Annotated in this window: 21 protein-coding genes and 5 pseudogenes; 21 read left to right on the forward strand and 5 right to left on the reverse strand. The window is 57.1% G+C overall.

The genetic code is table 11. From position 1 onward, the window contains the following. Positions 1-13: 13 nt before the first annotated feature. From ACM0M4_RS14650 to ACM0M4_RS14675, 6 genes and pseudogenes are all read left to right on the forward strand, one after another. Positions 14-850: pseudogene (locus ACM0M4_RS14650) on the forward strand (deaminase domain-containing protein); the annotation flags it as partial. Next, positions 850-1,203, forward strand: coding sequence for an Imm2 family immunity protein (gene imm2 / locus ACM0M4_RS14655; protein WP_004349959.1), 354 nt, complete (start codon positions 850-852; stop codon positions 1,201-1,203). The pseudogene ACM0M4_RS14650 and the gene imm2, both read left to right, overlap by 1 nt. Positions 1,204-1,261: 58 nt before the next feature. Next, positions 1,262-1,534, forward strand: a complete 273-nt coding sequence (locus tag ACM0M4_RS14660; RefSeq protein ID WP_182910269.1) for a CdiA family toxin C-terminal domain-containing protein — start codon at positions 1,262-1,264, stop codon at positions 1,532-1,534. Between the two features lie 119 nt (positions 1,535-1,653). Then, positions 1,654-2,010, forward strand: a complete 357-nt coding sequence (locus tag ACM0M4_RS14665) for a DUF6911 family protein (RefSeq protein ID WP_126152380.1) — start codon at positions 1,654-1,656, stop codon at positions 2,008-2,010. 371 nt (positions 2,011-2,381) lie between these two features. Beyond that, complete coding sequence (locus ACM0M4_RS14670; protein ID WP_023116514.1) at positions 2,382-2,987, forward strand: hypothetical protein; 606 nt, start codon at positions 2,382-2,384, stop codon at positions 2,985-2,987. Positions 2,988-3,383: 396 nt separating this feature from the next. Next, positions 3,384-3,731: a barstar family protein gene (locus ACM0M4_RS14675; RefSeq protein WP_050394801.1), complete on the forward strand. Its 348-nt coding sequence runs from the start codon at positions 3,384-3,386 to the stop codon at positions 3,729-3,731. A 43-nt stretch (positions 3,732-3,774) separates the two neighbouring features. On the opposite strand, the pseudogene ACM0M4_RS14680 reads toward ACM0M4_RS14675, so the two are convergent. Then, positions 3,775-4,101: pseudogene (locus tag ACM0M4_RS14680) on the reverse strand (IS4 family transposase); the annotation flags it as partial. A gap of 49 nt (positions 4,102-4,150) precedes the next feature. Between ACM0M4_RS14680 and ACM0M4_RS14685 the strand changes: the two are divergent. The 10 genes and pseudogenes from ACM0M4_RS14685 to ACM0M4_RS14730 all read left to right on the forward strand — a co-directional run. After that, positions 4,151-4,609 carry a DUF6911 family protein gene (locus tag ACM0M4_RS14685; protein WP_221345553.1) on the forward strand — a complete coding sequence of 153 codons (459 nt, stop codon included), beginning with the start codon at positions 4,151-4,153 and terminating at the stop codon, positions 4,607-4,609. Positions 4,610-4,843: 234 nt separating this feature from the next. Next, positions 4,844-5,539: pseudogene (locus ACM0M4_RS14690) on the forward strand (hypothetical protein); the annotation flags it as partial. A 320-nt stretch (positions 5,540-5,859) separates the two neighbouring features. Continuing rightward, positions 5,860-6,102 carry a hypothetical protein gene (locus ACM0M4_RS14695; protein ID WP_045176722.1) on the forward strand — a complete coding sequence of 81 codons (243 nt, stop codon included), beginning with the start codon at positions 5,860-5,862 and terminating at the stop codon, positions 6,100-6,102. 635 nt (positions 6,103-6,737) lie between these two features. Next, on the forward strand, positions 6,738-7,124 hold the full coding sequence (locus tag ACM0M4_RS14700) for a hypothetical protein (protein WP_171897537.1): 387 nt from the start codon (positions 6,738-6,740) through the stop codon (positions 7,122-7,124). A gap of 428 nt (positions 7,125-7,552) precedes the next feature. After that, positions 7,553-7,915: a ribonuclease toxin immunity protein CdiI gene (gene cdiI, locus ACM0M4_RS14705; protein ID WP_024918422.1), complete on the forward strand. Its 363-nt coding sequence runs from the start codon at positions 7,553-7,555 to the stop codon at positions 7,913-7,915. Between the two features lie 761 nt (positions 7,916-8,676). After that, complete coding sequence (locus ACM0M4_RS14710; protein WP_123789288.1) at positions 8,677-9,075, forward strand: hypothetical protein; 399 nt, start codon at positions 8,677-8,679, stop codon at positions 9,073-9,075. Between the two features lie 363 nt (positions 9,076-9,438). Then, positions 9,439-10,149 (forward strand): annotated as a pseudogene (locus ACM0M4_RS14715) (hypothetical protein); the annotation flags it as partial. Continuing rightward, the gene (locus ACM0M4_RS14720) at positions 10,150-10,524 is read left to right on the forward strand and encodes a cytidine deaminase-like fold-containing protein (protein WP_419197886.1); all 375 of its coding nucleotides are present in this window, start codon (positions 10,150-10,152) and stop codon (positions 10,522-10,524) included. Then, positions 10,521-10,922 carry a DUF6911 family protein gene (locus ACM0M4_RS14725; RefSeq protein WP_124034331.1) on the forward strand — a complete coding sequence of 134 codons (402 nt, stop codon included), beginning with the start codon at positions 10,521-10,523 and terminating at the stop codon, positions 10,920-10,922. Before ACM0M4_RS14720 ends, ACM0M4_RS14725 begins: the two co-directional genes overlap by 4 nt. Before the next feature lie 32 nt (positions 10,923-10,954). Continuing rightward, a pseudogene (locus ACM0M4_RS14730) lies at positions 10,955-11,347 on the forward strand (hypothetical protein); the annotation flags it as partial. Between the two features lie 1,755 nt (positions 11,348-13,102). Here ACM0M4_RS14730 and ACM0M4_RS14735 read toward each other — a convergent pair. The 3 genes from ACM0M4_RS14735 to ACM0M4_RS14745 are packed head-to-tail and all read right to left on the reverse strand — an operon-like array spanning position 13,103 to position 14,753. Continuing rightward, entirely contained in the window at positions 13,103-13,630 is a 528-nt protein-coding gene (locus ACM0M4_RS14735) for a GNAT family N-acetyltransferase (RefSeq protein ID WP_003089734.1), read from the reverse strand. Next, positions 13,627-14,478 (reverse strand): class I SAM-dependent methyltransferase, encoded by an 852-nt coding sequence (locus ACM0M4_RS14740; protein ID WP_003089732.1) that lies wholly within the window; start codon positions 14,476-14,478, stop codon positions 13,627-13,629. The genes ACM0M4_RS14735 and ACM0M4_RS14740 overlap by 4 nt, the downstream gene beginning before the upstream one ends. Positions 14,479-14,531: 53 nt before the next feature. After that, positions 14,532-14,753, reverse strand: a complete 222-nt coding sequence (locus tag ACM0M4_RS14745) for a YgdI/YgdR family lipoprotein (RefSeq protein WP_003089729.1) — start codon at positions 14,751-14,753, stop codon at positions 14,532-14,534. Between the two features lie 156 nt (positions 14,754-14,909). Between ACM0M4_RS14745 and ACM0M4_RS14750 the strand changes: the two genes are divergently transcribed. The 3 genes from ACM0M4_RS14750 (at position 14,910) to ACM0M4_RS14760 (ending at position 19,227) form a co-directional block, all read left to right on the forward strand. Next, the gene (locus ACM0M4_RS14750; protein WP_115288778.1) at positions 14,910-16,490 is read left to right on the forward strand and encodes an alpha/beta hydrolase; all 1,581 of its coding nucleotides are present in this window, start codon (positions 14,910-14,912) and stop codon (positions 16,488-16,490) included. Positions 16,491-16,692: 202 nt separating this feature from the next. After that, positions 16,693-17,610 (forward strand): hypothetical protein, encoded by a 918-nt coding sequence (locus ACM0M4_RS14755; RefSeq protein WP_031672466.1) that lies wholly within the window; start codon positions 16,693-16,695, stop codon positions 17,608-17,610. An 81-nt stretch (positions 17,611-17,691) separates the two neighbouring features. Continuing rightward, the gene (locus ACM0M4_RS14760; protein WP_003105794.1) at positions 17,692-19,227 is read left to right on the forward strand and encodes a sigma-54-dependent transcriptional regulator; all 1,536 of its coding nucleotides are present in this window, start codon (positions 17,692-17,694) and stop codon (positions 19,225-19,227) included. Between the two features lie 7 nt (positions 19,228-19,234). Here the strand turns inward: ACM0M4_RS14760 and ACM0M4_RS14765 are convergent, their stop codons facing one another. After that, the gene (locus ACM0M4_RS14765; protein ID WP_003111567.1) at positions 19,235-20,977 is read right to left on the reverse strand and encodes an amidohydrolase; all 1,743 of its coding nucleotides are present in this window, start codon (positions 20,975-20,977) and stop codon (positions 19,235-19,237) included. Between the two features lie 122 nt (positions 20,978-21,099). On the opposite strand from ACM0M4_RS14765, the gene ACM0M4_RS14770 reads away from it, so the two are divergent. Both ACM0M4_RS14770 and gcvH read left to right on the forward strand, forming a co-directional pair. Continuing rightward, positions 21,100-22,023 (forward strand): LysR family transcriptional regulator, encoded by a 924-nt coding sequence (locus ACM0M4_RS14770; RefSeq protein WP_003089722.1) that lies wholly within the window; start codon positions 21,100-21,102, stop codon positions 22,021-22,023. Positions 22,024-22,281: 258 nt separating this feature from the next. Then, positions 22,282-22,665 carry a glycine cleavage system protein GcvH gene (gene gcvH / locus ACM0M4_RS14775; protein ID WP_003089718.1) on the forward strand — a complete coding sequence of 128 codons (384 nt, stop codon included), beginning with the start codon at positions 22,282-22,284 and terminating at the stop codon, positions 22,663-22,665. Positions 22,666-22,667 lie beyond the last annotated feature (2 nt).

A 22,667-nucleotide genomic window follows, 5' to 3' on the forward strand; every position in this document is an offset into this window, starting at 1 on the left:
AGATTTATTTTTCGGTGTTTATGAGCTGGTCAAGAGCTGGAGGGAAACCTATGCAGCTCTGGAGCAGTTGGCCACTTCGCCAGAGTTCCGGCAGCAATTTGGCGATAACTACCTGAAGGGGCTGGAGGAGCGCGCCGCATTCTTGACCCAGGCTTACGAGGATGCCGGCTGGCAAGGTTCGGTCACAGCTGGTGTCGAGGGCGGTAGGTTCGCTGCGGAACTTGTTGGCGTTCTGACGGCAGTGAAAGGTGGCGCGCAGATAACCGCCAAGCTGCCAACAGCAGCCAAGAACCTGGTCAACGCGATTGCGGAGTCACCTGTTTCCGGTAGTATGAGTTCGCAGCTCGGGGCCGTGGGGGACTTGGGTCGGCTGGGTGGGGGTGCAAAAGCGACTGCGACGGTGATCGATACCGCTCCGATGGCCCAGCGGGTCATGGATGTTCGAGCTGGATTGCCGTCTAATTTAAGGCGCAGTGGTAATGTAGCTATCGCAGAAATAGATATTCCCGGAATACCTAGGCAGATGGCTGCGCACAGCCAAGTCTCTGATGCCGGTAAAGGGCTTATTGGCTCTGGAAGTGGAAATTTTGTGGCTCAATCTGTACCCAACAAGGCCGGAGATATGGTTTATCGGGGAATAGATACGGAATACAAAATACTAGACAATATTGCTGATCAATTAGGAAGCAACACCTCCGCAAGAGGGACTGTAAATATTCTAACGGAGAAAGCAGCTTGCGCAAGTTGTCTAAACGTGGCTGAGCAGTTTAAGGCGAAGTATCCCAATATCACAGTTAATATTCTTGATAATCAGGGCGTTATGCTCCGTCCGCCGAGGAAGACGCCGTAATGGAAGAACGTGTGACTTATGGAGAAATCCGGGCTTGGTTTCTGGGCAGCTATTACAACTATTGCAGGGTCAAACTCAACCACCAAAGCCCATGGGTTGAGGGAGAAAGTGAAGTAGGCTATGCCTACAGTGAGCTTGAAAACTCCTTTGATTTGCCTATTGAGAAATTAATGTTGGAAGTTTTAGCGCTTATTCTCTCGGCGGGTAGGTCTTCGGATAAAGTTAAGAGATATCATCTTGATATTATTCATGGATTGCTAAAGGAGATCAAGCTGTCTTCTGTTCTGGATGATTTGCCTTCTGATGAGGCAGCAGAGCTAAGAGACGATCTCAGAGTGTTAGGTCTTTATTAATTAGCCCAGGGCGGGTTATTTACTTGGTGCAAAAGGAACTGCTAATTTCCCGGAAGGGATGAGCTTCAATCCCAACATCAAGAATCACCTCAGCAATTTTGATGGCCTGACGCAGAAGAGTGGGATTAGCGGTACTCATAACCTAGATGCTTTCTCTCAGGCGGCATTCAGTAATGGGGTGAAGGTAATTAGTGAAACTCCTGGCTCGGTTAAGGGAATTACGACGATTGAATATCAGATTCCTGCATATGATCGTGCTGGGAATGTAATTGGCTATAAAGCGCAGCCTTTTACTAAAATCCTAAAGTTATTTCTGATCAGAAGGTTCTAGATCTCGGGCAGCAAGCTGCTGCCAGTGGTTATGTAAAAACGGTAGCTAGTGGTGATCGTTATTATGATAGTACGGCTGGAGGTATCACCTTTAGAGTTTATCTGGATGAGGGGGCTTGAATGATGGCTGCTTTCTCGCTGTCTTGGGTTTTTGGCGTGGGCGCTAAAGCTAAGGGGGGAAGGAATAGATTTCCCTCTTGGGATGATGTCCTCTCTTGTCTAGAGCTAATCAGAGAAGGTAAAGGTTCGGTCACTCTTGAACTTATTTCCAAGACGGCTGTGGGGCCGCAGTCGCTACAAGTACAGTCTGAAGGCGGAAAGTATTTCGTCTCTTTGGGGGAAGACGATGGGGTGGACTATATTGTTCGATCTTATAGAAATTTAAAGCTGCAAGGCATACCCTTCGAAGTGTTTGGGGATGTTTGGGATGGCGTCTTGATATGCGATGAATTTTCTATACTGAAAAAATATATTTGAAGAATTCTTCCTAATAGGTGATGTCAGTAAGGAGCTTCTCAATTAAGATTTTTTCTTAATAAAAACTCCAGCCAAGACCATAAAATGCGGCATAAAGGGGACCATAAAGGGGACAGTTTTATTTTCCCTACTCTAATTCTCTGAGCAGGGAGGCTCCAGTGCAGACGCCGTAAAGAGGCTCCGCGAAGCCTAGGCAGAGGCGAGTGGTTCTACTGAACTATCCGTTTCACGTGGTTCAGTGTGGGTAAGATCGGCAGTGGTATACAGTGGGAATGAGAAATATAAATACTAGCCAAAACTAGAGTAGGAGGAATAAATCTGTCCCCTTTTGGCTTATACTCTCATGACGAGTTTTTGAAGGAGTTTGGGAGATGACTCAGTGGCAATTGTTAGCTGATGATTTGTGGGGGGGTGAAAAAAATATATGCTTTTTTGTTCATTCTGGTGCGTGCTTCTGGGTTGTGGATGATAAATTCAACTTCATCTTGGATGCGGAGAAGGACTATCGTGCATACCTTGATAAGGGTCATATAACTCAGGAGCAATATGCGTCGGCATGCATGACGTTTAGAGGTGGGGTGCTTAAACTTACTGCTGAGAATTTTTTGAAATATTTGAGGGCGGAGGAACGGTGGGTGTTGTCGCGGCAAGACCTAAAAGATATGTTTGTGTGCGGGCTTGATATGAGCGAGTCTTTGCATGGAAGAATTGAAGGTTACTATATTTCTGGTGTTGAGTTGAGTGCAAGCTACTTTCATGACGCTAATACTGTTGCCTCTAGGCTTCCAATGTTCTATGTGAATTTCGATCGCAAAATTTACATGCATATGGACTGTAATCGGGCGCATGAAGAATTGGCTTACTCAGACTGGCTTGCTAAGTGTTCGGATTTTTGCCATTTAGTACCCGATAGGGAGAGGTATTGGGTTTTAGAGGGTATGGATTATTGGAAGTATAGATTTTTGCAATCGGCATAAGATGCAAAAGGAACTGCGAATACTGCTGATGCCTCTATTCAAGTTCCTGGACGTGTTCAGTCACGTGTTAACTTGATGGCCGGTGGCAAGATGCGGGTTGAGCGAATAAAGGGGGCAGATGTATTTTCCCTACCCTGATTTCTGAGCAGGGAGGCTCCAGTGCAGACGCCGTAAGGAGGCTCCGCGATGCCTAGGCAGAGGCGAGTGGTTTTACTGAACTATCCGCTTTACGTGGTTCAGTGTGGGTAAGATCGGCAGTGGTATACAGTAGAAATGAGAAATATAAGCACTAGACAAAACTAGAGTAGGGAAAATAAATCTGTCCCCTTTTCCCATAACATTTATTCCGATCAATAATTGAGGGTTAATTCATTGTCGATAAAGTATTATGAGTCGATGCCGTCATATAGTGCTGCGGAAGTGTTTTATGTGAGGGTTGATCCTGGTATATCTGTTCCGGACGAGCTATTGAAGGCTCTGTATTATTTGCTGTGGTTTCCAGGGTATTTTGGGTTTAATTGGGATGCTCTGTATGATTGTTTGAATGATTTTGAGTGGATTCCCTGCAAAAAAATTGTTGTTGTACATGAGCGTCTTCCAAATTTTGTAGACGAAGATTTGAAGATTTACTTGGAAATCTTGCGTGATGCAGTTGCCAGTTGGTCAGGAAGTGAAGCTCATGAGTTCGAAGTTTTCTTTCGAGAAAGCGATCAATGTAGAGTGGAAAGTATTTTAGCTAGCTAGTTGGTGCAAAAGAGCGAATAAAGGGGGCGGATTTGAATGGCACTTACTTAACCCTTTTCGGATGACCGTGTTTCTTGATCGCTGCCCGAGCAGATTGACGTGTGCAGGTCAGTAATGGGTAGGGCTTTGGCCTTCGCTTGAGGGCTCTGGGTTCAACTCGCCCGGAGCGATTGCCGACACGCTGTTGCGCGGCCAGAACCAGCAGGCCACGAAGAGTCGTACCTCCGTCAGGATCATCGTCGAATTGCCGCCACGCCAGCCATAGCTGGAGGCTGTGCTTGAAGCTCAATTCACGGAGTAGGCAGTCAGCCATCGAGGCCGATTGCGCCATGATCAGGCGAATCAGGTTGTGTGCCAGTAGGTAAATCCAGAACGGGGAAAACTTTCACTTGGACACGTGGTATTGATGGGTGGCGATAATGATACTTGATTATGAAGATGATTTGGAGCCGGTCCTTGAGTTGCACTGCGGTGACAATTCTGCCTCCTCTCTAGCGGTAGTGGTTGAGCAGCCAGTCTGGGAAAGCATAGAGAAAGGAATAGTTAACTCATTTAAGTTTGGCGGATTTGTAAGGGTAGAGGTTATTCGTCCGAAAAAATCTTTTGTTCGTCAGCTAAGTATGAAGTCTTTGCCTGGAAGTTTTAGGATAAATATACTGACTCGTTCAACTAACCCTAAAGAAGAATATCTTGAGTGGTGGGGGTTGGATGAGTCCCCTTATAGAGGGATGATAAAATTTGGTGATGATGATTTCGACTCCAGAACTGTATGTACAGATGTATCAATAGCTGAAGCGGTTTTTAAAGAGCTTTATGAAACAGGCGATCTGGATGTGGGTCTGTCTCAAATGCGTTCGCTCTGGAATCCCAAGCCATGACCACAAATAGACCACGAGCAGCAAAGGGGGCAGATTTATTTTCTGCCACTCTAAATCTAAAGGGCAGGTAGGCCTCCTCCTTTCAATAATCTCCTGCTCTTTAACAATTTACCTTTTCAGTTTAGAAGAAGAGCACTGTGCAAGACCTCACTGTCGCCACATCCGCAGAGTCCTGAACCCCCGACCCGGCCATCCCTGGCGGGTCGCTCGCCGGGGCAACGTATGCGTTGCCTGGGCCTGCTGATCATAAGTTCGCAGTTGATCGGCATGCTGGCGGCTTCGACGCAGGGCGATGCGGACGCCAAGAGCTTGCAGACGGGAGCCTGGGTGGCGGGGAATGCCACCCAACACAACTACCTCAGTCATTGGCACGAGGAGAAGAAGCGGCAGGAGGTCGATGGCTGCAAGGACAAACAGCTCTGCAAAACCGGAATAGAAGCCAAATGGGCAATTATTTCGGCCCAGCAGGATGTCGGTATCGTCGTAGGTGTTGGAGGAGGCATCGGTCTTTCGACAGCTGAAACCGCAGTGGGTGTTTATGAGCTGGTCAAGAACTGGAGGGAAACCTATGCAGCTCTGGAGCAGTTGGCCACTTCGCCAGAGTTCCGGCAGCAATTTGGCGATAGCTACCTGAAGGGGCTGGAGGAGCGCGCCGCATTCTTGACCCAGGCTTACGAGGATGCCGGCTGGCAAGGTTCGGTCACAGCTGGTGTCGAGGGCGGTAGCTTCGCTGCGGAACTTGTTGGCGTTCTGACGGCAGTGAAAGGTGGCGCGCAGATAACCGCCAAGCTGCCAACAGCAGCCAAGAACCTGGTCAACGCGATTGCGGAGTCACCTGTTTCCGGTAGTATGAGTTCGCAGCTTGGGGCAGTGGGGGACTTGGGCAAGCTGGGTGGGGGGCCAAAAGGGTCAGCAACGGCTCTTCAGAATTTTGGTGGACGCACTGCTAATGACCTTGTTGCTGCTGCAACTGAACCAATCAACAAGGAAGGTTTGACTAAGGCTGCTAGAGCCCTTACCAAACACGCATCCGGGCAAAGAGCGACAGGAACATTTCCAAAGCTTACTGGCGGAATTGAAAATCAAAATTCAGTGGCTCAGAAGATTGTTGATGAAATAGTCACTGATCCGAAAGCTGTGTACACAAACCTTAGTCGAGGAGGGCTTGAAATTCGAGTTCCTGATGGTCGGGGCATACGCTATAACAGTGATGGCTCCTTCTCTACATTCCTTGATCCGAAACTGTGATTATGAAACTCGAACGAAATCCCGATTTTGAAATTCTGCGCTCTAGTGATGTACGATACGAGCATCTCACGACCGAGGTTCAGTACAAAGGTGAGCCAGTTGCTCAGATCAACCAAGATAAAGGTAAAGAAAACTTAGAGCTGGAGATATTTGCAGACTTGAAGGATGCAGTTTTACGAGTTCCATTGGATGATTTTCTGGAGTCTCTGAGGTTGGCAAGGAACTCTTTGCTCAGTAATGATTAGTTGGTGCAAAAGGAGTTCGAAAACTTCCTGAACTCGGCGGGGTTGATACGTTTCTTAGCTCTCAAGCAGAAAATTTACAGCATAAAGGGGACAGATTTATTTTCCCTACTCTAATTCTCTGAGCAGAGAGGCTCCAGTGCAGACACCGTAAGGAGGCTCCGCGATGCCCTAGGTAAGGGCGATTGGTTTAGCGAGTTATTCGCTTTGAGGGGTTTGGCGTGGGCGGTTGCTGAAATTATAGTAGTAAAAATAAATCTGTCCCCTTTTTCCTTAGAGTCGGTTGAGATAACCGGTGCGAAGGTTTCCAATAAAATCACAGATGCTCGTTTCCCTGGGGTTGTTGAGTACAGCTATCAGTTGCCTAGAGCTAACACTAAGGGCGAATTTATTGGTGGGTATAAGTCTGTATCCACGAAAACGACTTACGACCCCAAAATTCTGCCAGATAGTAAAGTGGCTGATATGTCTAGTCGCGCGGCAGTCCAGGCGGAATCTGTATTCAAAGCCAATCCGGCCTTGAGGGAAACTAGTATCAAGGTTGATGGCTATTACTTCCAGGTGACACGTAACAGCAAGACTGGCGAAATAACAAATTCCTTCATCACTATGCCTCCGAGGATAAAATGATGGCTTGTTTGTCTTGGCTTGAAAAGCTCAAGGAATCATTCGCTTCCACTGGTCTGGACTATGAAGACCTATACGAGCTAATAGAGGCATCTATAACGAGGAAGAGGACTAACTTCCCTGCGTTTATAAATGAGGCTTCGAAGGGGGTTGGCTTCTCTGTGGGTGAGGGACATTTCTACTCTCTTGATCAGGATTGGGATGATCCTGAAGAGTTTAATGAGGTCAGTTTCTTTTTGGGGGAAGTGGAGACCTCAAGTATTCCAGTGCTCGACTATGTTTTTTTGATGAAGATTGCAGCCGATGTTTATTCTGATTTCTTCCCCGAGGAGAGGGATAGTGTTCTAAGTTCGGCTAAAAAATTGGAGGAGCGTTACTCAAAGAGATTCCCGGTCTAGCCGGAGGTTCTTATTTCACTCGAGTAAAGGGGCGAATAAAGGGGTAGATTTATTTTCCCTGCTCTAATTCTCTGAGCAAGGAGGCTCCGCTATGCCTAGGCAGATGCGAGAGGTTTTACTGAACTATCCGCTTCACGTGGTTCAGTATGGGTAAGATCGGCAGTGGTATTATACAGTGGGGGTGAGGAGTAAGCACTAGCCAGAATTAGAGTAGGGAAAATAAATCTGTCCCCTTTTCCGATCAAAATATTTACTGATCAGGGAATCCTTGATCTAGGGCAGCAGGCCGCAGCTGGCGGCTATAAGGACGCGCTATCTAAAGGGCTGAGTCAATATGACTCTGTTGCCGGGGGTGTCACTTTTAGGGTTTATTTAGATAAGTTCACAGGAACGGTGACAAATTTCCACCCGAAGTAAAGGAGGTGCTTGTGAAAGAATTGTTTGGTCAGCCATACAGCGAGTCAGACCCTTATTGGGTCGTTAAAGGGTATTTTGACAGGATGTATGATGATGGCTACTTCATTGAGGCGGTTGGCTATATCGTGAAGAGATGGGGGTTCAGTACGGATGGGGCGTACTGTAACTTCCCTGATGAAAATAGTCCGTTTGATGAGGAGCACTTCGAGGGGGTTGAGTTTTCTTATGGCTATCCCCCTAAGGATGAAGACACCATTGTTGTGAGCGAGGTTGTTTGTTCTAAGTTCATTCGGCTCGCTTGTGAAAAATATCTTCAGCGCCATCCTGAAGATGCTGAGAAAGTAAAAGAGCTTTTAGATAAGCTGTCTTTCTGATCCCTGACCGATATACTCCGTAGCCATGAACAGATTGAATCGTCAAAAGCCTCTATTCAAGTTCCTGGACGTGTTCAGTCACGTGTTAACTTGATGGCCGGTGGCAAGATGCGGGTTGAGCGAGTAAAGGGGCAGATGTATTTTCCCTACCCTGATTTCTGAGCAGGGAGGCTCCAGTGCAGACGTCGTAAGGAGGCTCCGCGATGCCTAGGCAGAGGCGAGTGGTTTTACTGAACTATCCGCTTCACGTGGTTCAGTGTGGGTAAGATCGGCAGTGGTATACAGTGGGAATGAGAGATATAAACACTAGTCAAAATTAGAGTAGGAAAAATAAATCTGTCCCCTTTTTCCCGAGGGTTGGCAGGGGCAGGCAAGGGCGTCGTTACGGATGGTCCGAAAGAAATACCTAAAGACTTAGGCAAGGTTTCTTTTGATGCGTCTAATGGTGTGGGAACTATTTATTCCCCCAGAGTCACCTTGAATTCCGGTGAGATAATATTTGATGGGTTCTCTGTAGGTACTTCGAAGGGACTCATTGGCGTCGGGGCTGATGGGGCGGCAAAATTGGTCGGGCCATTGAGAAAAATGCTCTCTTACTCTCAGTCCCAAGGCGCGCAGACAATTACCTTGAAGGGGCACTATGTATCCGAGCAAGGATCGATGTTAGGAACCGGCAGCGTTAATAATGTGAATCAAAAATTTTCCTTTAGTTTTCCCGCAACTACTGATGGGTTGAAAGCGTTCTTGAAGGAGCTCGGGAAGTGAAAATTCGTCGGTCTATTGAAAAAAGAATGAAGGATTTGGAGGGTTCAGGGCGAGGATGTTTTTATGAGAGGGAAGAAGAGGGGCAGATTTTGTTCTCCACCCACCTTGAAGAGGGGAGGCTGGATATATATATAAATGGGTTCGCTTTTGGGGTGGAAGGGAGGATGCGAAAGCTTCTATTTTCAGAGGTTGTTCGCATTGTTAGCCATTTGAGTATTGAGATGTTTTCAAGCGCTGGAGATCAGGGTGACTTGGATTTTTACGTTCCTTTAGATGTTGAGTGTGAGTCTCTTAATGTTACCTTGTCAGTGCCGTTTCTGGCTTACTCGAATATTATGAATATCCTGCTTGGACTTAGAGAAGACTGGATTAAACGAGACTATTCTGATGGCTAGTTGGTGCAGGAGCGACTTTAAATGCCGACTTGATTGTTAACTTGGTAAGCAGCCAAGGGCACAGCATATTTTGCTGGAGGATGCTGCTGGCGGAGGAAATCTGTGGCCGGGAGCCTCAGGAAGAACAGCTTTCCCTGCCTCTCTTTTTGAGCATAAAGGAGCAGATTTACTTTCGCTACTCTAGAAATAAAAGGTAGATAGGTTTTCCTCGTTCAGTAATTCCCTGTTCTTTAATAATTTACTTTTTCGATTTTAAAAGAAGAGCACTGACCTCCCTTTCGCTACTTCCGCAGAGTCCTGAACCTCCGGCCCCGCCATCCCTGGCGGGTCGCTCGCCGGGGCAACGTATGCGTTGTCTGGAGAAGAAGGGGCCTGCTGACCATGAGTTCGCAGTTGATCGGCGTGCTGGCAGCTTCGACGCAGGGCGATGCGGACGCCAAGAGCTTGCAGACGGGAGCCTGGGTGGCGGGGAATGCCACCCAACACAACTACCTCAGTCATTGGCACGAGGAGAAGAAGCGGCAGGAGGTCGATGGCTGCAAGGACAAACAGCTCTGCAAAACCGGAATAGAAGCCAAATGGGCAATTATTTCGGCCCAGCAGGATGTCGGTATCGTCGTAGGTGTTGGAGGAGGCATCGGTCTTTCGACAGCTGAAACCGCAGTGGGTGTTTATGAGCTGGTCAAGAACTGGAGGGAAACCTATGCAGCTCTGGAGCAGTTGGCCACATCGCCAGAGTTCCGGCAGCAATTTGGCGATAACTACCTGAAGGGGCTGGAAGAGCGCGCCGCATTCTTGACCCAGGCATACGAGGATGCCGGCTGGCAAGGTTCGGTCACAGCTGGTGTCGAGGGCGGTAGGTTCGCTGCGGAACTTGTTGGCGTTCTGACGGCGGTGAAAGGTGGCGCGCAGATAACCGCCAAGCTGCCAACAGCAGCCAAGAACCTGGTCAACGCGATTGCGGAGTCACCTGTTTCCGGTAGTATGAGTTCGCAGCTCGGGGCAGTGGGGGACTTGGGTAAGCTGGGTGGGGGTGCAAAAGGAACTGCTCCCACTGTAACTGCCGAAGGGCGTATTGGTAACTCTGTATTTACCGACGTTAACCAAACTGCCAGGCCTGCCGCTCAAGCGAATCCCAATCAGCCGACTTTGATTGCGGACCGAGTGGATGCAAAGATTGCGGCTAATGGAAAACCTCACCCGAATGGAAATATGGCGGATGCTCATGCCGAAATTGGAGTTATTCAGCAAGCATATAATGCAGGGAAAACCACTGGTGCAGATATGGCCTTGAAGGTTGAAGGTAAAGCTGTTTGCAGCTATTGCCGTGGTGATATCGCGGCAGCGGCAGAAAAGGCTGGTTTGAACTCTCTACAGATAAACGAAGTGACTACAGGAATAACTCTATATTGGAAGCCTGGTATGCGGTCTTTGAGGGAGCTTGAATGATGGCTGCTTTCTCGCTGTCTTGGGTTTTTGGCGTGGGTGCTCAAGCTAAGGGGGGAAGGAATAGATTTCCCTCTTGGGATGATGTCCTCTCTTGTCTAGAGCTAATCAGAGAAGGTAAAGGTTCGGTCACTCTTGAACTTATTTCCAAGACGGCTGTGGGGCCGCAGTCGCTACAAGTACAGTCTGAAGGCGGAAAGTATGTCGTCTCTTTGGGGGAAGACGATGGGGTGGACTATATTGTTCGATCTTATAGAAATTTAAAGCTGCAAGGCATACCCTTCGAAGTGTTGGGGGATGTTTGGGATGGTGTCTTGATATGCGATGAATTTTCTATACTTCAAAATATATTTGAAGAATTCTTCCTAACAGGTGACGTCAGTAAGGAGCTTCTCAATTAAGATTTTTTCTTAATAAAAGAAGGATAAAGGGGGCAGATTTATTTTTCGGTGTTTATGAGCTGGTCAAGAGCTGGAGGGAAACCTATGCAGCTCTGGAGCAGTTGGCCACTTCGCCAGAGTTCCGGCAGCAATTTGGCGATAACTACCTGAAGGGGCTGGAGGAGCGCGCCGCATTCTTGACCTAGGCATACGAGGATGCCGGCTGGCAAGGTTCGGTCACAGCTGGTGTCGAGGGCGGTAGCTTCGCTGCGGAACTTGTTGGCGTTCTGACGGCAGTGAAAGGTGGCGCGCAGATAACCGCCAAGCTGCCAACAGCAGCCAAGAACCTGGTCAACGCGATTGCGGAGTCACCTGTTTCCGGTAGTATGAGTTCGCAGCTCGGGGCAGTGGGGGATTTGGGTAAGCTGGGTGGGGGTGCAAAAGGGACTGCGACTGCCGGAAAAGTGGCCGATGAGTTCATTCCACCAGGAATGGAACGTCCGTTCCGTCCAGTTAATCCGGAGTTCCCACCAAACAAAGCTGTAGTGGATGCGATGGAAAGCCCGCGCATTAAAGGAATGACGGCTTGTGATGGTACAGACTGCTCAGAAATTGCGAGTAAGTTGCTTGCGGCAGCAGGCGGGAAGGGGAAAGTTATTGAGGTTAGGCCAACTCAGCGGAGTAACCTAAATTTGTATGAGAATGGTAATGAAGTCCCAGGGCAAGCTTATCACCAAGTCTATACAGATGGGCGGTACGTGTATGGCCCTCGGCTGTCATCTCAGCCAATACCTAAAGGCGACTGGGAACAGCATATAAAAGGCATGAATCCTGATGGGGTCACTATTTCTGATAAGTTGCAGGGGGTTGCGATGAATACTCCTGAAATCAAAAGAGAAAGTAGCTCCTTGCTCGAGTTAATCGAGGCTCTCGGTGAAACTGAATGGCGAAAATGTGTAAATAGCCAATTTGTCAATAAAGAGCGTGGGGAATGGGTGGTTAAAGATCAGTCTTCACATCCTCCTAGGGTTTGGTTTAGATTCATACAGGAAGACCCCGCCATAATTTCGCGCCTGCGAGTGGCTATAGAAAGCTATCAGGGGAGAGTTAAGTGGGTTCTTGATGAGCATAAGAGGGTTAATCTTCTTGGAACAAACTGGGGCATAGTGCCGAGCCGCTTATTAGAAGTCTGGGATCTTGCTCGTGCGTTAGATTTAGCCCCTAATCAATATATGGCTAAATACGAGCCGGAATTCGGGCCGATTGCCTATGAAGATATCATTGATCTGACAGAGCACGTCCGCCGAGCCTTTCCTGAAGTTACAAGCAAAAACCCCAGCTTATGAGCTGGGGTTTCCTTTGCGCACTATCACCAGCATAAAGGGGGCAGATTTATTTTCCCTACTCTAATTCTCTGAGCAGGGAGGCTCCAGTACAGACGCCGTAAGGAGGCTCCGCGAGGCCTAGGCAGAGGCGAGTGGTTTTACTGAACTATCCGCTTCACGTGGTTCAGTGTGGGTAAGATCGGCAGTGGTATACAGTGGGAATGAGAGATATAAACACTAGTCAAAATTAGAGTGGGAGAAATAAATCTGTCCCCTTTTCCCGAAATTTATTGCCGATACTGGCATTTATAGGGTTTCCCTGGAAAGATGAGGGGGCTTGGCATCCGTTTTCGTTGGGGATTCCCGCGTTCTTTCGATCGGAGACGTCAGTGGGGCACTCGTACCGGCCATTGAAAAGGTTGTATGGGCAGCCAGTTGGAGGAGCCTGAGTAACGTTTACAGCCGTGCCGGAGGCCCCTCACCAGTTAGGATTTCCGTAGGTAGCAGTGCCGGATGTAGCTGCTAGCGGAGACTTTCTGAATATGCTGATGCTGCAAAAAAATGAATTGTATCGGGCATCTATAAGTGTTTTTCTGCTGATGTACCCTAGAACTACGTGACCACCCTTCAGATTGCTATCTATATAGTACCTGTCGCTGGCCGCGCAAGCGGCTTCGAGCGAGGGTTGTCGCCTATCTGGATATGGCACGTGTTCAGGTTGTCCAGGGGCTGGTCCTGAAACTGAAAGCTCCCAGCCTTCCTCCGCATGCACTACGGCGATGAATGTATTTAACAGGAGAAAAGCGAGAGCTTTGTACATTTCCATTCCTTGAAGTCTATTTGCACTGCTGATTATCAACGAGACTCAGCATCAGACTATAGATTGAACACCAGATGAACATCCTCCGGCTCCAACCGATACAACTCCTCATCCGGTTCCATGCACAGCCGGCATCCGAGTCTCGTATAAAAATCCACCGTGTTCTGCGACGGCGTAGCCGAAACGTAGAGCGCGCTGGCGCCGAGGTGGCGGGCCTGGGTGGCGGCGAGGTGGAAGAGGTGGGCGCCGAGGCCGCGGCGGCGGTAGGCGTGGCTGAGGTGGAGGAACTTCAGTTGCAGCCAGTCGCGCTCGGGGCCGAGGCGGCGTGGGTCGAGGACTACCGCGCCGATCAGGCGGCCCTGGTCGAACAGGCCGAGGAACCAGCCGCCGCGGTCGAAGCAGTCGAGCAGGATCGGCGTGTAGTGCTCGGCCTCGCCCTCCGGCCAGCCGCGCATGTCGTAGAACTCGGGGCGCAGCACCAGTTGGCCGGCCTCGACGGAATACAGGTGTTCGATCACTTCGCTGCGGTCGATCTCCCAGACCAGGGGGATTTCGTCGCGGCGCAGCAGGCGTTCTTCGGTCATCGTGGTTTCCTTGCGCTGAGGCCGTACATCAGCGGCAGGCGCGGACGATCGGCGGGCGGCAGCATGCGTCCGCCGCCGCCGTCGCGCATGCCGTCGAAGCCGGCCCAGCCGTTGGCGTAGGGGTATTCCTCCAGCCGTTCGAGTTGCAGGCCGGCGCCGAGCAGGGCGCCGATCACATCGGCCAGGCCCCACTGGAACTCGTAGCTGGGATGAGGGTTGCTGAAGTTCTCGACGCCGGCGCGGTAGCCGGAGGGCGCCAGGCTGGCGCCGGACTCGGCGACGTAGTCGCTGACGCCGCTCTCGGCGATCGGCTCGCGGCTGAAGTAGTCGTAGGCCGGTTGCCAGTGTGGGTCGAAGTACAGGGCGAAAGGATGGAACTCCACCAGGACGAAGCGCCCGCCGGGAACCAGTACCTGGGCGATGCCGTCGGCCCAGCGCTTGAGGTCGGAGAGCCAGACCAGCGTGCCGTAGGAGGCGAAGACCCGTTCGAAGCGTTCGCCACGGGTGGCGGCGACGGGCAGCCAGCGGAGGATGTCGTCGCGCTGGAAGTCGGCGGCGATGCCGCTGTCGCGGGACAGCTGGCGGGCGAAGTCGATGGCGCTGTCGGCGATGTCGACCCCGGTGACGCGGGCGCCAAGGCGCGCCAGGCTCAGGCTGTCCTGTCCGGCGTTGCATTGCAGATGCAGCAGGCGCAGGCCGTCGAGATGGCCGAGCAGTTGCAGTTCCTCGGGATAGAGCGTGGAACCGCCGTTGCGGAAGAAGGCGGCCTGGTCGGCCTTGTGGCTGTTGTGCGCCCGGGTGGCGGCGTTCCACGACAGCCGGTTGGCCTCGTGCAGGTCGGATCTCATGGTTCGACTCCTTCCCTGGAGTGCGCCACCGCGCGGATGGCGGGTCCGGGGGATTACATGTCCTTGATGCTGCGCACCTGGTCCTTGTTGACGCGGGTGCGCTTGCCGTCCAGTTGCTCCAGTTCGTAGAAGCCGGAACTACGATCATAGCGCGGGGTATCCACCGCCTGGATCTCGCGGCCATCGTTGAGGGTGACGATGGTCGGGGTGGAGCAGCCGGCCAGGACGGCGAATGCGGACGAGAGCAACAGGGCGGGCAGCAGACGGGAGGTCATCGGAATTTTCCTTCGGACGGTTTTCGAGGCGGCGGATTCTACTCCAGTCGCGGCGCAACCGCTCTAGCCTGGATCACAGCGGCAAATTTCCGCTGCGATCGTACGTCTCTTCCGGTGAGCCGCCCGGAGGGCGGCGCCTATTCGAAGGGAGATTCCATGTCTGCCGTTTCCACCTCGTTGTTGCTTTTCCTCAACCTGCTGACCCCGGCCCAGGCCGCCCAGCCCGTGCCGCTGGCCGATGGCCGCATCGAGATCGCTGCCGGCGAGAGCCGCCAGCGCTACCTCGACCTTGCCCCCGGCGAGTTGCAGTTGCTCGACCTGGAGGTCGACCGCGGCCGCGTCCGCCTGCGCGCCACCACGCCCGACGGCAAGGCGTTGCGCGCGACGGAGCTGGCCGGACGCCAGTCGCTCGGCCTGCAGGCCGGCGAGCGCCAGGGCCTGCGCCTGACCTTCAGCGCCGACGAAGACACCGCACTGACCCTGATCCCCACCCAGCGCCTCACCCCGCAGACCCCGGCGCTTGATTCGCCGGCGCCGCAGAGCCCGACCCTGCAACGCCTGCAGGCGGAGCTTGCGGAAAAGCGCCCCGGCGCGCTGAAGGCGTTCTGGAAGCAGGTAGCGAAGCAGGGCACGCCGCTGGTGGAGCCGCTGGATGCCGAACGTGTGCTGGTCACCTTCCTCTGGCGCCAGCAGCGTCCCGGCGACGTGCGCCTGCTGTGGCCGACCCCGGAGGTCAACACCCGCCGCTTCGAGGCCCTGGCCGGCAGCGACGTGCGCTACCTGAGCCTGCCGCCGCGCCGCGACGCGCGGGTTTCCTACCAGCTCAGCGCCGACCTGCCGGACCTGCAACAGGCCGATCGCGGCACCTTGCGCCTGGCGTTGCAGGCGGCGGCGCGGCCGGACCCGCTGAGCCGTACGCCGTGGCTCAACAGCCGCGCGCTGCCGCGGGCCGAGCAGGCCTCGCTGGTGCAGCTCGGCGGCGCCCCTGCCGAGACCTGGGACCAGCCGCGCAAGGACGTGCCGCGCGGCAAGGTGGAGCGCCTGGGCTATAGCAGCCAGGCCCTGGCCAACCAGCGCCAGCTGACGCTCTACACGCCGCCGGGCTACGATCCCGAGGGCCAGCGCTATCCGCTGCTGGTGCTGTTCGACGAGGACCACTACGCGCGCGACGTACCGACCCCGACCATCCTCGACAACCTGATCGCCGCCGGGCGTATCCGCCCGACCCTGGCGGTGATTGTCGGCAATGTCGACGCCAGCAGCCGGGGCCGCGAGCTGCCCTGCAACGAGGCCTTCGCCGACATGCTCGCCCACGAGTTGCTGCCCTGGTTGCAGCAGCGCTATGCATTGAGCGAGGAGCCTGCCGATCGCGTGCTTTCCGGTTCCAGCTACGGCGGGCTGGCCTCGGGCTGCATCGCCTACCGTTATCCGGAACGCTTCGGCAAGGTGCTGAGCCTGTCCGGCTCGTTCTGGTGGGGGCCGGACGAGCAGCAGCCGCAGTGGCTGGTACGGCAGTTCGCCGCTGGCGAGCGTTTGCCGCTGGCGTTCTTCCTCAGTTCCGGCCTGCTCGAGGAGCCCGAGGCGGACGGCATTCTCGGCAGCAACCGCAGCCTGCGCGCGGCGCTGCAAGGCAAGGGCTACCCGCTGCACTACCGTGAGTTCCCCGGCGGTCACGACTACGCGGCGTGGAGCCTGGAGCTTGCCGAAGGGTTGCAGGCCTTGTTGCCGGCGCATTGAGCCGGCTGGCTGGCGTGGGGCGGATAGCCGCTTGCGGTTATCCGCCGTGCCGCGGCCTGGAGGTGGGGGAAGGCTGTCCGGAGCGTGTCCGCAATGCTCACCGCGTTGCGGAATCGGAAAAAATCGTCCAGGGCCATTTGCCAGCGTCGGCGGATAGGGGACAATCGGCGTTCGCCTCAATCGAACGACAAGGATGTTCTCGATGCGCCGACTCTTGCGCCCGGTATTCTGCGCCGCGCTCTTCTGCCTGTACCCAGCGCTGGTCCAGGCTGCCGCCGAAAGCGAAATCCTCGGCCTGTTCCAGCGCTGGCAGGCCGCCCACGGGCAACGCAGCGGCAAGGCCCTGGAAGGGGTCTATGCGCCGCGCCTGGACTACTATGGCCGCGCGCAGACGCGCGAGCGCACCCTCTCCGCCAAGCAGGCCTTCTTCGCCCGCCATCCCGACTTCGAGCAGCGCATCGTCGCTGCGCCGCAGATCGTGCCGGGCGACCAGGAAGGCAGCTACGAGGTGCGCTTCGTCAAGCAGGTACGCCTCGACGGACGCCTGCGCAACTATCCGGGGCTGCTCCTGGCCGAGCGCGCCGGGCCGGGCGATACCTGGCGCTTCGTCGGCGAGAGCGACGAGATCACCCGCTACGCCGTCGACCCGCGGTACACCCCGCTGGCTCGCGGCCGCTTCGCCGGTACCGAGGCGGACTTCGCCTGGGTAGTGGCCCACGCGCCGAACAGCGCCGCCTTGTGCGACGAATACGAGGATTGCCGCTGCGACCTCTGGAGCGCCGACGCGCGCGTCCCGCCCAAGCCGCTGGGCAGTTGCACCGGCGCGGTGCTCAGCGTCCTCGGCGACCTCGACGACAGCGGCCGCGAGCGCCTGCAACTGCTGCGTACCTGGTGGACCAGCACCTGGACCAAGTCGTCGCTGCTGGAAATCCGCGACGGCCAGTGGGTGCGGATGCTGCCGGACATCTCCACCACCTGGGACGATGCCGAGGCCGAGCTGGTGCTGTACAAGGCCGACCCGCAGCAGCCGGGCCGAGTGCTGGTGACCGAAACCGTGATGGACGACGAGGGCGACTGGAGCCACCGCACCCGCAGCGAGGCGCTGCGCCCCGTACCCTGACGCCGGCCCCTTGGGCTGGGCGGCGCCAGGCCGTACAATCGACGGCTTTATGGCGAGCGTCGCCGCAGTCCAGGTTCCCGCATGCGCATCCACGTCTCCTTCATCGACCGTGTCGGCATCACCCAGGAGGTGCTGGCGCTGCTGGGCGGGCGCAACCTGAACCTGGACGCGGTGGAAATGGTGCCGCCGAACGTCTACATCGACGCGCCGACCCTCAGTCCCGAAGTGCTGGAGGAACTGCGCGCAGCGCTGCTGGGCATCCGTGGCGTGCAGGCGATGACCGTGGTCGACATCCTTCCCGGCCAGCGCCGCCGCTTGCAGCTCGATGCGTTGCTGGCGGCGATGGCCGATCCGGTGCTGGCGGTGGACGGCAAGGGCCTGGTGCTGCTGGCCAACCCGGCCTTCAGCGAGCGCTGCGGACGCGACCCGGCCGGCGAGCGGCTGGCCAGCCTGTTCGACGATGAAACCCTGGAGGATGCGCTGGTCGAGCAGGGCTTCCGCCTGCCGCTGCGCGAAGTGACCTTCATGGGCCAGGCCCTGCTGCTCGATGCCACGCCGATCACCGAAGGGCCGGGCGAGGGCGAGCGGCACCTGGCCGGCGGCCTGTTGACCCTCTACGAACCGAACCGCATCGGCGAGCGCCTGGCGGCCTTGCACCATGACCATGCCGAGGGGTTCGAGATGCTCCTCGGCGATTCCCAGCCGATCCGCACCCTGAAGACCCGTGCGCAGCGCGTGGCGGCGCTCGACGCGCCGCTGCTGATCCACGGCGAGACCGGTACCGGCAAGGAACTGGTGGCGCGCGGCTGCCATGCCCTGAGTGCGCGGCACAACTCGCCGTTCCTGGCGCTGAACTGCGCGGCGTTGCCGGAGAACCTGGCCGAAAGCGAGCTGTTCGGCTACGCTCCCGGCGCCTTCACCGGCGCCCAGCGCGGCGGCAAGCCGGGCCTGCTGGAGCTGGCCCACCAGGGCACGGTGTTCCTCGACGAGATCGGCGAGATGTCCCCCTATCTGCAAGCCAAGCTGCTGCGCTTCCTCAGCGACGGCAGCTTCCGCCGGGTCGGCGGCGACCGCGAGGTGAGGGTCGACGTGCGGATCCTCAGCGCCACCCACCGCAACCTGGAGAAGATGGTCGCCGAGGGCAGCTTCCGCGAGGACCTGTTCTACCGCCTCAACGTGCTCAGCCTGGAAGTCCCGCCGTTGCGCGAGCGCGGCCACGACATCCTGCTGCTGGCGCGGCACTTCATGCAGCAGGCCTGTGCGCAGATCCAGCGCCCGGTGTGCCGGCTGGCGCCGGGCACCTACCCGGCGCTGCTGAGCAACCGCTGGCCGGGCAACGTGCGCCAGTTGCAGAACGTGATCTTCCGTGCCGCTGCGATCTGCGAGAGCAGCCTGGTGGATATCGGCGACCTGGAGATCGCCGGCACCGCCGTGGCGCGGCAGAACGACGGCGAAGTGGGCAGCCTGGAGGAGGCGGTGGAGGGCTTCGAGAAAGCCCTGCTGGAGAAGCTCTACGTCAGCTATCCATCGACCCGCCAGTTGGCTGCGCGCCTGCAAACCTCGCACACCGCCATCGCCCACCGCCTGCGCAAGTACGGCATCGGTCCGCGCGCCTGAAGCGGGCTCAGCCCTCGCTGGAATACACCGGCTTGCCGGCGAACCAGGTCTTCAGCACCTTGGTTTCGCCCAGTTGCGTCTCCGGCACCTCGAACACGTCGCGGTCGAGGACGATGAAGTCCGCCTGCTTGCCCGGCTCCAGGCTGCCGATCCGGTGTTCCAGGCCGATGGTCCGCGCAGCGTTGCGGGTGTAGGCGTAGAACATGGTCTGGCGGTCCAGGCGTTCGCCGGCGTTGAGCACGCCCTGCGGGCCCTTGCGGGTCACCGCCTGCTGGATGGCCTTCCACGGCGACAGGCTGGACACCGGCCAGTCGCTGGCCCCGGCGATGGTCGCGCCCTTGCTCAGCAGGGAGTGCGCCGGGTACTGGTAGCGGTAGGCGAAGGCACTGATATAGGGCTTCATCAGGTCCACCGTGGTTTCGTCGGCGGCGGCCCAGTACAGCTGCATCGAGGCGATCACGCCAAGCGGCCTGAAGCGCTCGAACTCCTTGGGATTGACCAGTTGCAGGTGGGTAATCGAATGGGCGATGCCGCTGTCGCGGTCGCGCCGCGCCTGCTGCATGCCGTTCAGCGCCTCGCGCACCGCGCGGTCGCCGATGGCGTGGACGTGGACCAGCCAGCCGCGGGCGTCGGCGGCGCTGACCAGTTCGCCGAAGTGCGCCGGGTCGATCAGCAGTTCGCCCGTCTTCCTGCTGTTGCGGTAGGGCTCGAGGAGCGCGGCGGTCTGCGCCGGGTATTCCGGTACGCCGTCGGCGAACACCTTGATTCCCGGCAGGGTCAGGTTGGGGCTGCCGAGGAAGCGCTGGCGCACCTTGTCTAGCACCTCGAGGTCGGCCGGCCGGCTGCGTGGATTGGCGACCAGGAGGGCGGCGACGTGGGCACTGAGTTCGCCGCCCTTGGCCAGCCGCTGGTAGACCGGTAGCACGCCGACGGTGTTCTCGTCGGGCCTGAGGCTGAACAGGGCGTCGCCCGGCGAGCCATTGGCGGCCGGGTCCATCCATGCGGTCAGGCCCAGCGAGTTGCTGTAGCGCACCGCGCTGCGTCCGGCTTCTAGCATCTGTTCCGCGCTCGGCGCCGGCAGTACCGCGAGCACCGCGTCGAGACCGGCATCGGCGAGGAAGCCGTTGGGGGTGGCGTCGGCGTCGTGGCCGATGGTGTTGCGCTGTTCCTCGGGCAGGGCGCGGACCCGCGCGGCGTCGATGCCGGCGCGTTTCAGCATGGCGGCGTTGGCCCAGCCGGTGTGGTGGTCGCTACCGATGAAGGCCAGCGGCTGGTCGGCCCATTCGCCGTGGTCGAAGCGCGCGCGGAAGTCCTTGACCTGGCTCCAGTAGGCGGTATGCATGCCGCTGACATTGAGCATGTCGCCATGTCGCGCCTTGCCGTTGTCGCGCCAGGCGCGCAGGCGCCGTTCCAGTTCGTCGAGGCCGACCTGTTCGTTGCCCATGTCCGCGCCGGCCAGCTCCAGGCCGCCGAACACCGCGTGCGAATGGGTGTCGATCAGGCCGGGCATCAGGCGCTTGCCGCCGAGATCGACGACCTGGCTGTCGCCATCGGCCAGGGCGCGCAGCCCGGCCTCGTCGCCGACCGCGAGGATCCGCCCGTCCTCCACCGCCAGGGCCTCGGCGAAGGGTTGCTGCGGATTGGCGGTGAAGATCCTGGCGTTGACCACCAGCAGGTCGGCGGCGCCGAGGGCGTGCAGGGGGATGGCCAGGCAGGCGCCGGCGAGGAGGGTGGGAATCCGTTGCTTCATGGTGGTTTCCTTTGCTTCTTGGTCTTGTGTAGCGTGGCCCGGGCAAGGCGAGACTAGCCAAAGCGCCGGCCCGGCAGAACCGGGCGCGACGCACAACACTTGTGCCGGAACGGAAGGAGTCGATGGACAAATTGAATGCCCTGGCGATGTTCGTCGCCACTGCCGAAACCGGTAGCTTCAGCCGTGGCGCCGAGCGCCTGGGCAAGACGCCCTCGGCGCTGACCAAGGCCGTCGCCCACCTGGAAGCGGAACTCGGTGCCCGCCTGTTCGAGCGCACCACCCGCAGCCTGGCGCTGACCGAGGCCGGGCAGATCTACCTGGAGGCGGCTCGTCAGTCCCTGGAAACGCTGCGCACGGCGGGGCAGGAGATCGAACTGCTGGAGTCGGAGTTGCGCGGCGAACTGCGCCTCGCCGCGCCGCCGTCGTTCGCCGCGGCGTTCCTCCAGCAGGCCTGCGCCAGCTTCCTCGAGGCGCATCCGCGGATCAGCCTGCGGGTGGACCTCGACGAAACCTTCCTCGATCTCAGCGAAGGCGGCTACGACCTCGGCCTGCGCGACGGCCCCATCGACCTGCCGGGGCTGGTGGCGCGGCCGCTGGCGCCGAACCAGATCGTGCTTTGCGCCAGCCCCGCCTACCTGGCGCGGCAACCCGCGCCGCAAGGCCCGGAGGACTTCGAGCGGCACGCCTGGCTGGTCTTCCAGCACCCTTCGCTGAACCAGAACTTCTGGTGGATGGAACGCGACGGCGCCCGCCAGCGTATCGACCAGCCGCGCCCGCGACTGGCCAGCGACAACTACGACTTCCTGCTCGCCCACCTGCTGGCCGGGCTGGGCCTGCAGTTCTGCCCGCAGTGGAGCGTCGCGCCGCTGCTCGGTGAAGGGCGGCTGGTGCGCCTGCTCGGCGACTACCACTTCGACCCGGGGCCGTTCGGGCCCTCCATCCATGTCCTCTATCCGGGGCACCGGCGCAACACGCGGAAGGTCCGCGCGTTCCTCGAGCACCTGCGCGCCAGCTTGCAGCGACAGGGGCTGTGCCATCGGCTGTAACGCTTCGGTTACGAGTGGAACGAATTCGTTCCGATTGCCGGAAAAACCTTTGCTGTCAGGCGTTTGCGCTCTGGTTCGGGAAATGTCCGGCGGGTCTGTAACGAAAGCGTTCCATGGCGGCCCTGTCCGGGTTTCCCCCGCGCCCGGCCACGCCCCGTGGCGACAGGGCCGGGGCCGCTTGGCACCCTGCTTGCTACGGGCAGCCGCAGAACAAAGTCCCGTCCCGACCGGGCGACCCGCTGACAATGAGGATCCAGCATGAGCAAGTTGCGCTTTACCACCGACCACGAATGGCTGCGCCAGGACGACGACGGGCTGCTGACCGTCGGCATCACCGCCTACGCCCAGGACGCCCTCGGTGACGTGGTATTCGTGCAGTTGCCGGAACTCGGCGAACACGCCGCCGGCAGTGAAGTGGCGGTGCTGGAGTCGGTCAAGGCCGCCAGCAACATCCTGATGCCGCTGGACGGCGAGGTGGTGGCGATCAACGACGCGCTGCCGGACGCCCCGGAGCTGGTCAACCAGGATCCGCTCGGCGAGGCCTGGTTCTTCCGTTTCCGTCCGGCCGACGCCGGCGCCTGGGAAAAGCTGCTCGACCAGGCCGCCTACGACCGCCTGCTGAACGCCAACGCCGACGCCTGAGG

The sequence above is a fragment of the Pseudomonas sp. 18-147 genome, from assembly GCF_051048045.1.
GTDB classification, from domain to species: Bacteria; Pseudomonadota; Gammaproteobacteria; order Pseudomonadales; family Pseudomonadaceae; genus Pseudomonas; species Pseudomonas aeruginosa.

Excerpts from the sequence above, each read along its gene's own strand:
- ACM0M4_RS14665 (WP_126152380.1), top strand. The coding sequence starts at position 1,654 with ATGATGGCTGCTTTCTCGCTGTCTTGGGTTTTTGGCGTGGGCGCTAAA.
- ACM0M4_RS14740 (WP_003089732.1), bottom strand. The coding sequence starts at position 14,478 with ATGAGATCCGACCTGCACGAGGCCAACCGGCTGTCGTGGAACGCCGCC.
- ACM0M4_RS14750 (WP_115288778.1), top strand. The coding sequence starts at position 14,910 with ATGTCTGCCGTTTCCACCTCGTTGTTGCTTTTCCTCAACCTGCTGACC.
- gcvH (WP_003089718.1), top strand. The coding sequence starts at position 22,282 with ATGAGCAAGTTGCGCTTTACCACCGACCACGAATGGCTGCGCCAGGAC.
- ACM0M4_RS14685 (WP_221345553.1), top strand. The coding sequence starts at position 4,151 with ATGATACTTGATTATGAAGATGATTTGGAGCCGGTCCTTGAGTTGCAC.
- ACM0M4_RS14770 (WP_003089722.1), top strand. The coding sequence starts at position 21,100 with ATGGACAAATTGAATGCCCTGGCGATGTTCGTCGCCACTGCCGAAACC.
- ACM0M4_RS14760 (WP_003105794.1), top strand. The coding sequence starts at position 17,692 with ATGCGCATCCACGTCTCCTTCATCGACCGTGTCGGCATCACCCAGGAG.
- ACM0M4_RS14675 (WP_050394801.1), top strand. The coding sequence starts at position 3,384 with ATGCCGTCATATAGTGCTGCGGAAGTGTTTTATGTGAGGGTTGATCCT.
- ACM0M4_RS14735 (WP_003089734.1), bottom strand. The coding sequence starts at position 13,630 with ATGACCGAAGAACGCCTGCTGCGCCGCGACGAAATCCCCCTGGTCTGG.
- ACM0M4_RS14765 (WP_003111567.1), bottom strand. The coding sequence starts at position 20,977 with ATGAAGCAACGGATTCCCACCCTCCTCGCCGGCGCCTGCCTGGCCATC.
- ACM0M4_RS14755 (WP_031672466.1), top strand. The coding sequence starts at position 16,693 with ATGCGCCGACTCTTGCGCCCGGTATTCTGCGCCGCGCTCTTCTGCCTG.
- ACM0M4_RS14695 (WP_045176722.1), top strand. The coding sequence starts at position 5,860 with ATGAAACTCGAACGAAATCCCGATTTTGAAATTCTGCGCTCTAGTGAT.
- ACM0M4_RS14660 (WP_182910269.1), top strand. The coding sequence starts at position 1,262 with ATGAGCTTCAATCCCAACATCAAGAATCACCTCAGCAATTTTGATGGC.
- ACM0M4_RS14725 (WP_124034331.1), top strand. The coding sequence starts at position 10,521 with ATGATGGCTGCTTTCTCGCTGTCTTGGGTTTTTGGCGTGGGTGCTCAA.
- ACM0M4_RS14670 (WP_023116514.1), top strand. The coding sequence starts at position 2,382 with ATGACTCAGTGGCAATTGTTAGCTGATGATTTGTGGGGGGGTGAAAAA.
- ACM0M4_RS14745 (WP_003089729.1), bottom strand. The coding sequence starts at position 14,753 with ATGACCTCCCGTCTGCTGCCCGCCCTGTTGCTCTCGTCCGCATTCGCC.
- imm2 (WP_004349959.1), top strand. The coding sequence starts at position 850 with ATGGAAGAACGTGTGACTTATGGAGAAATCCGGGCTTGGTTTCTGGGC.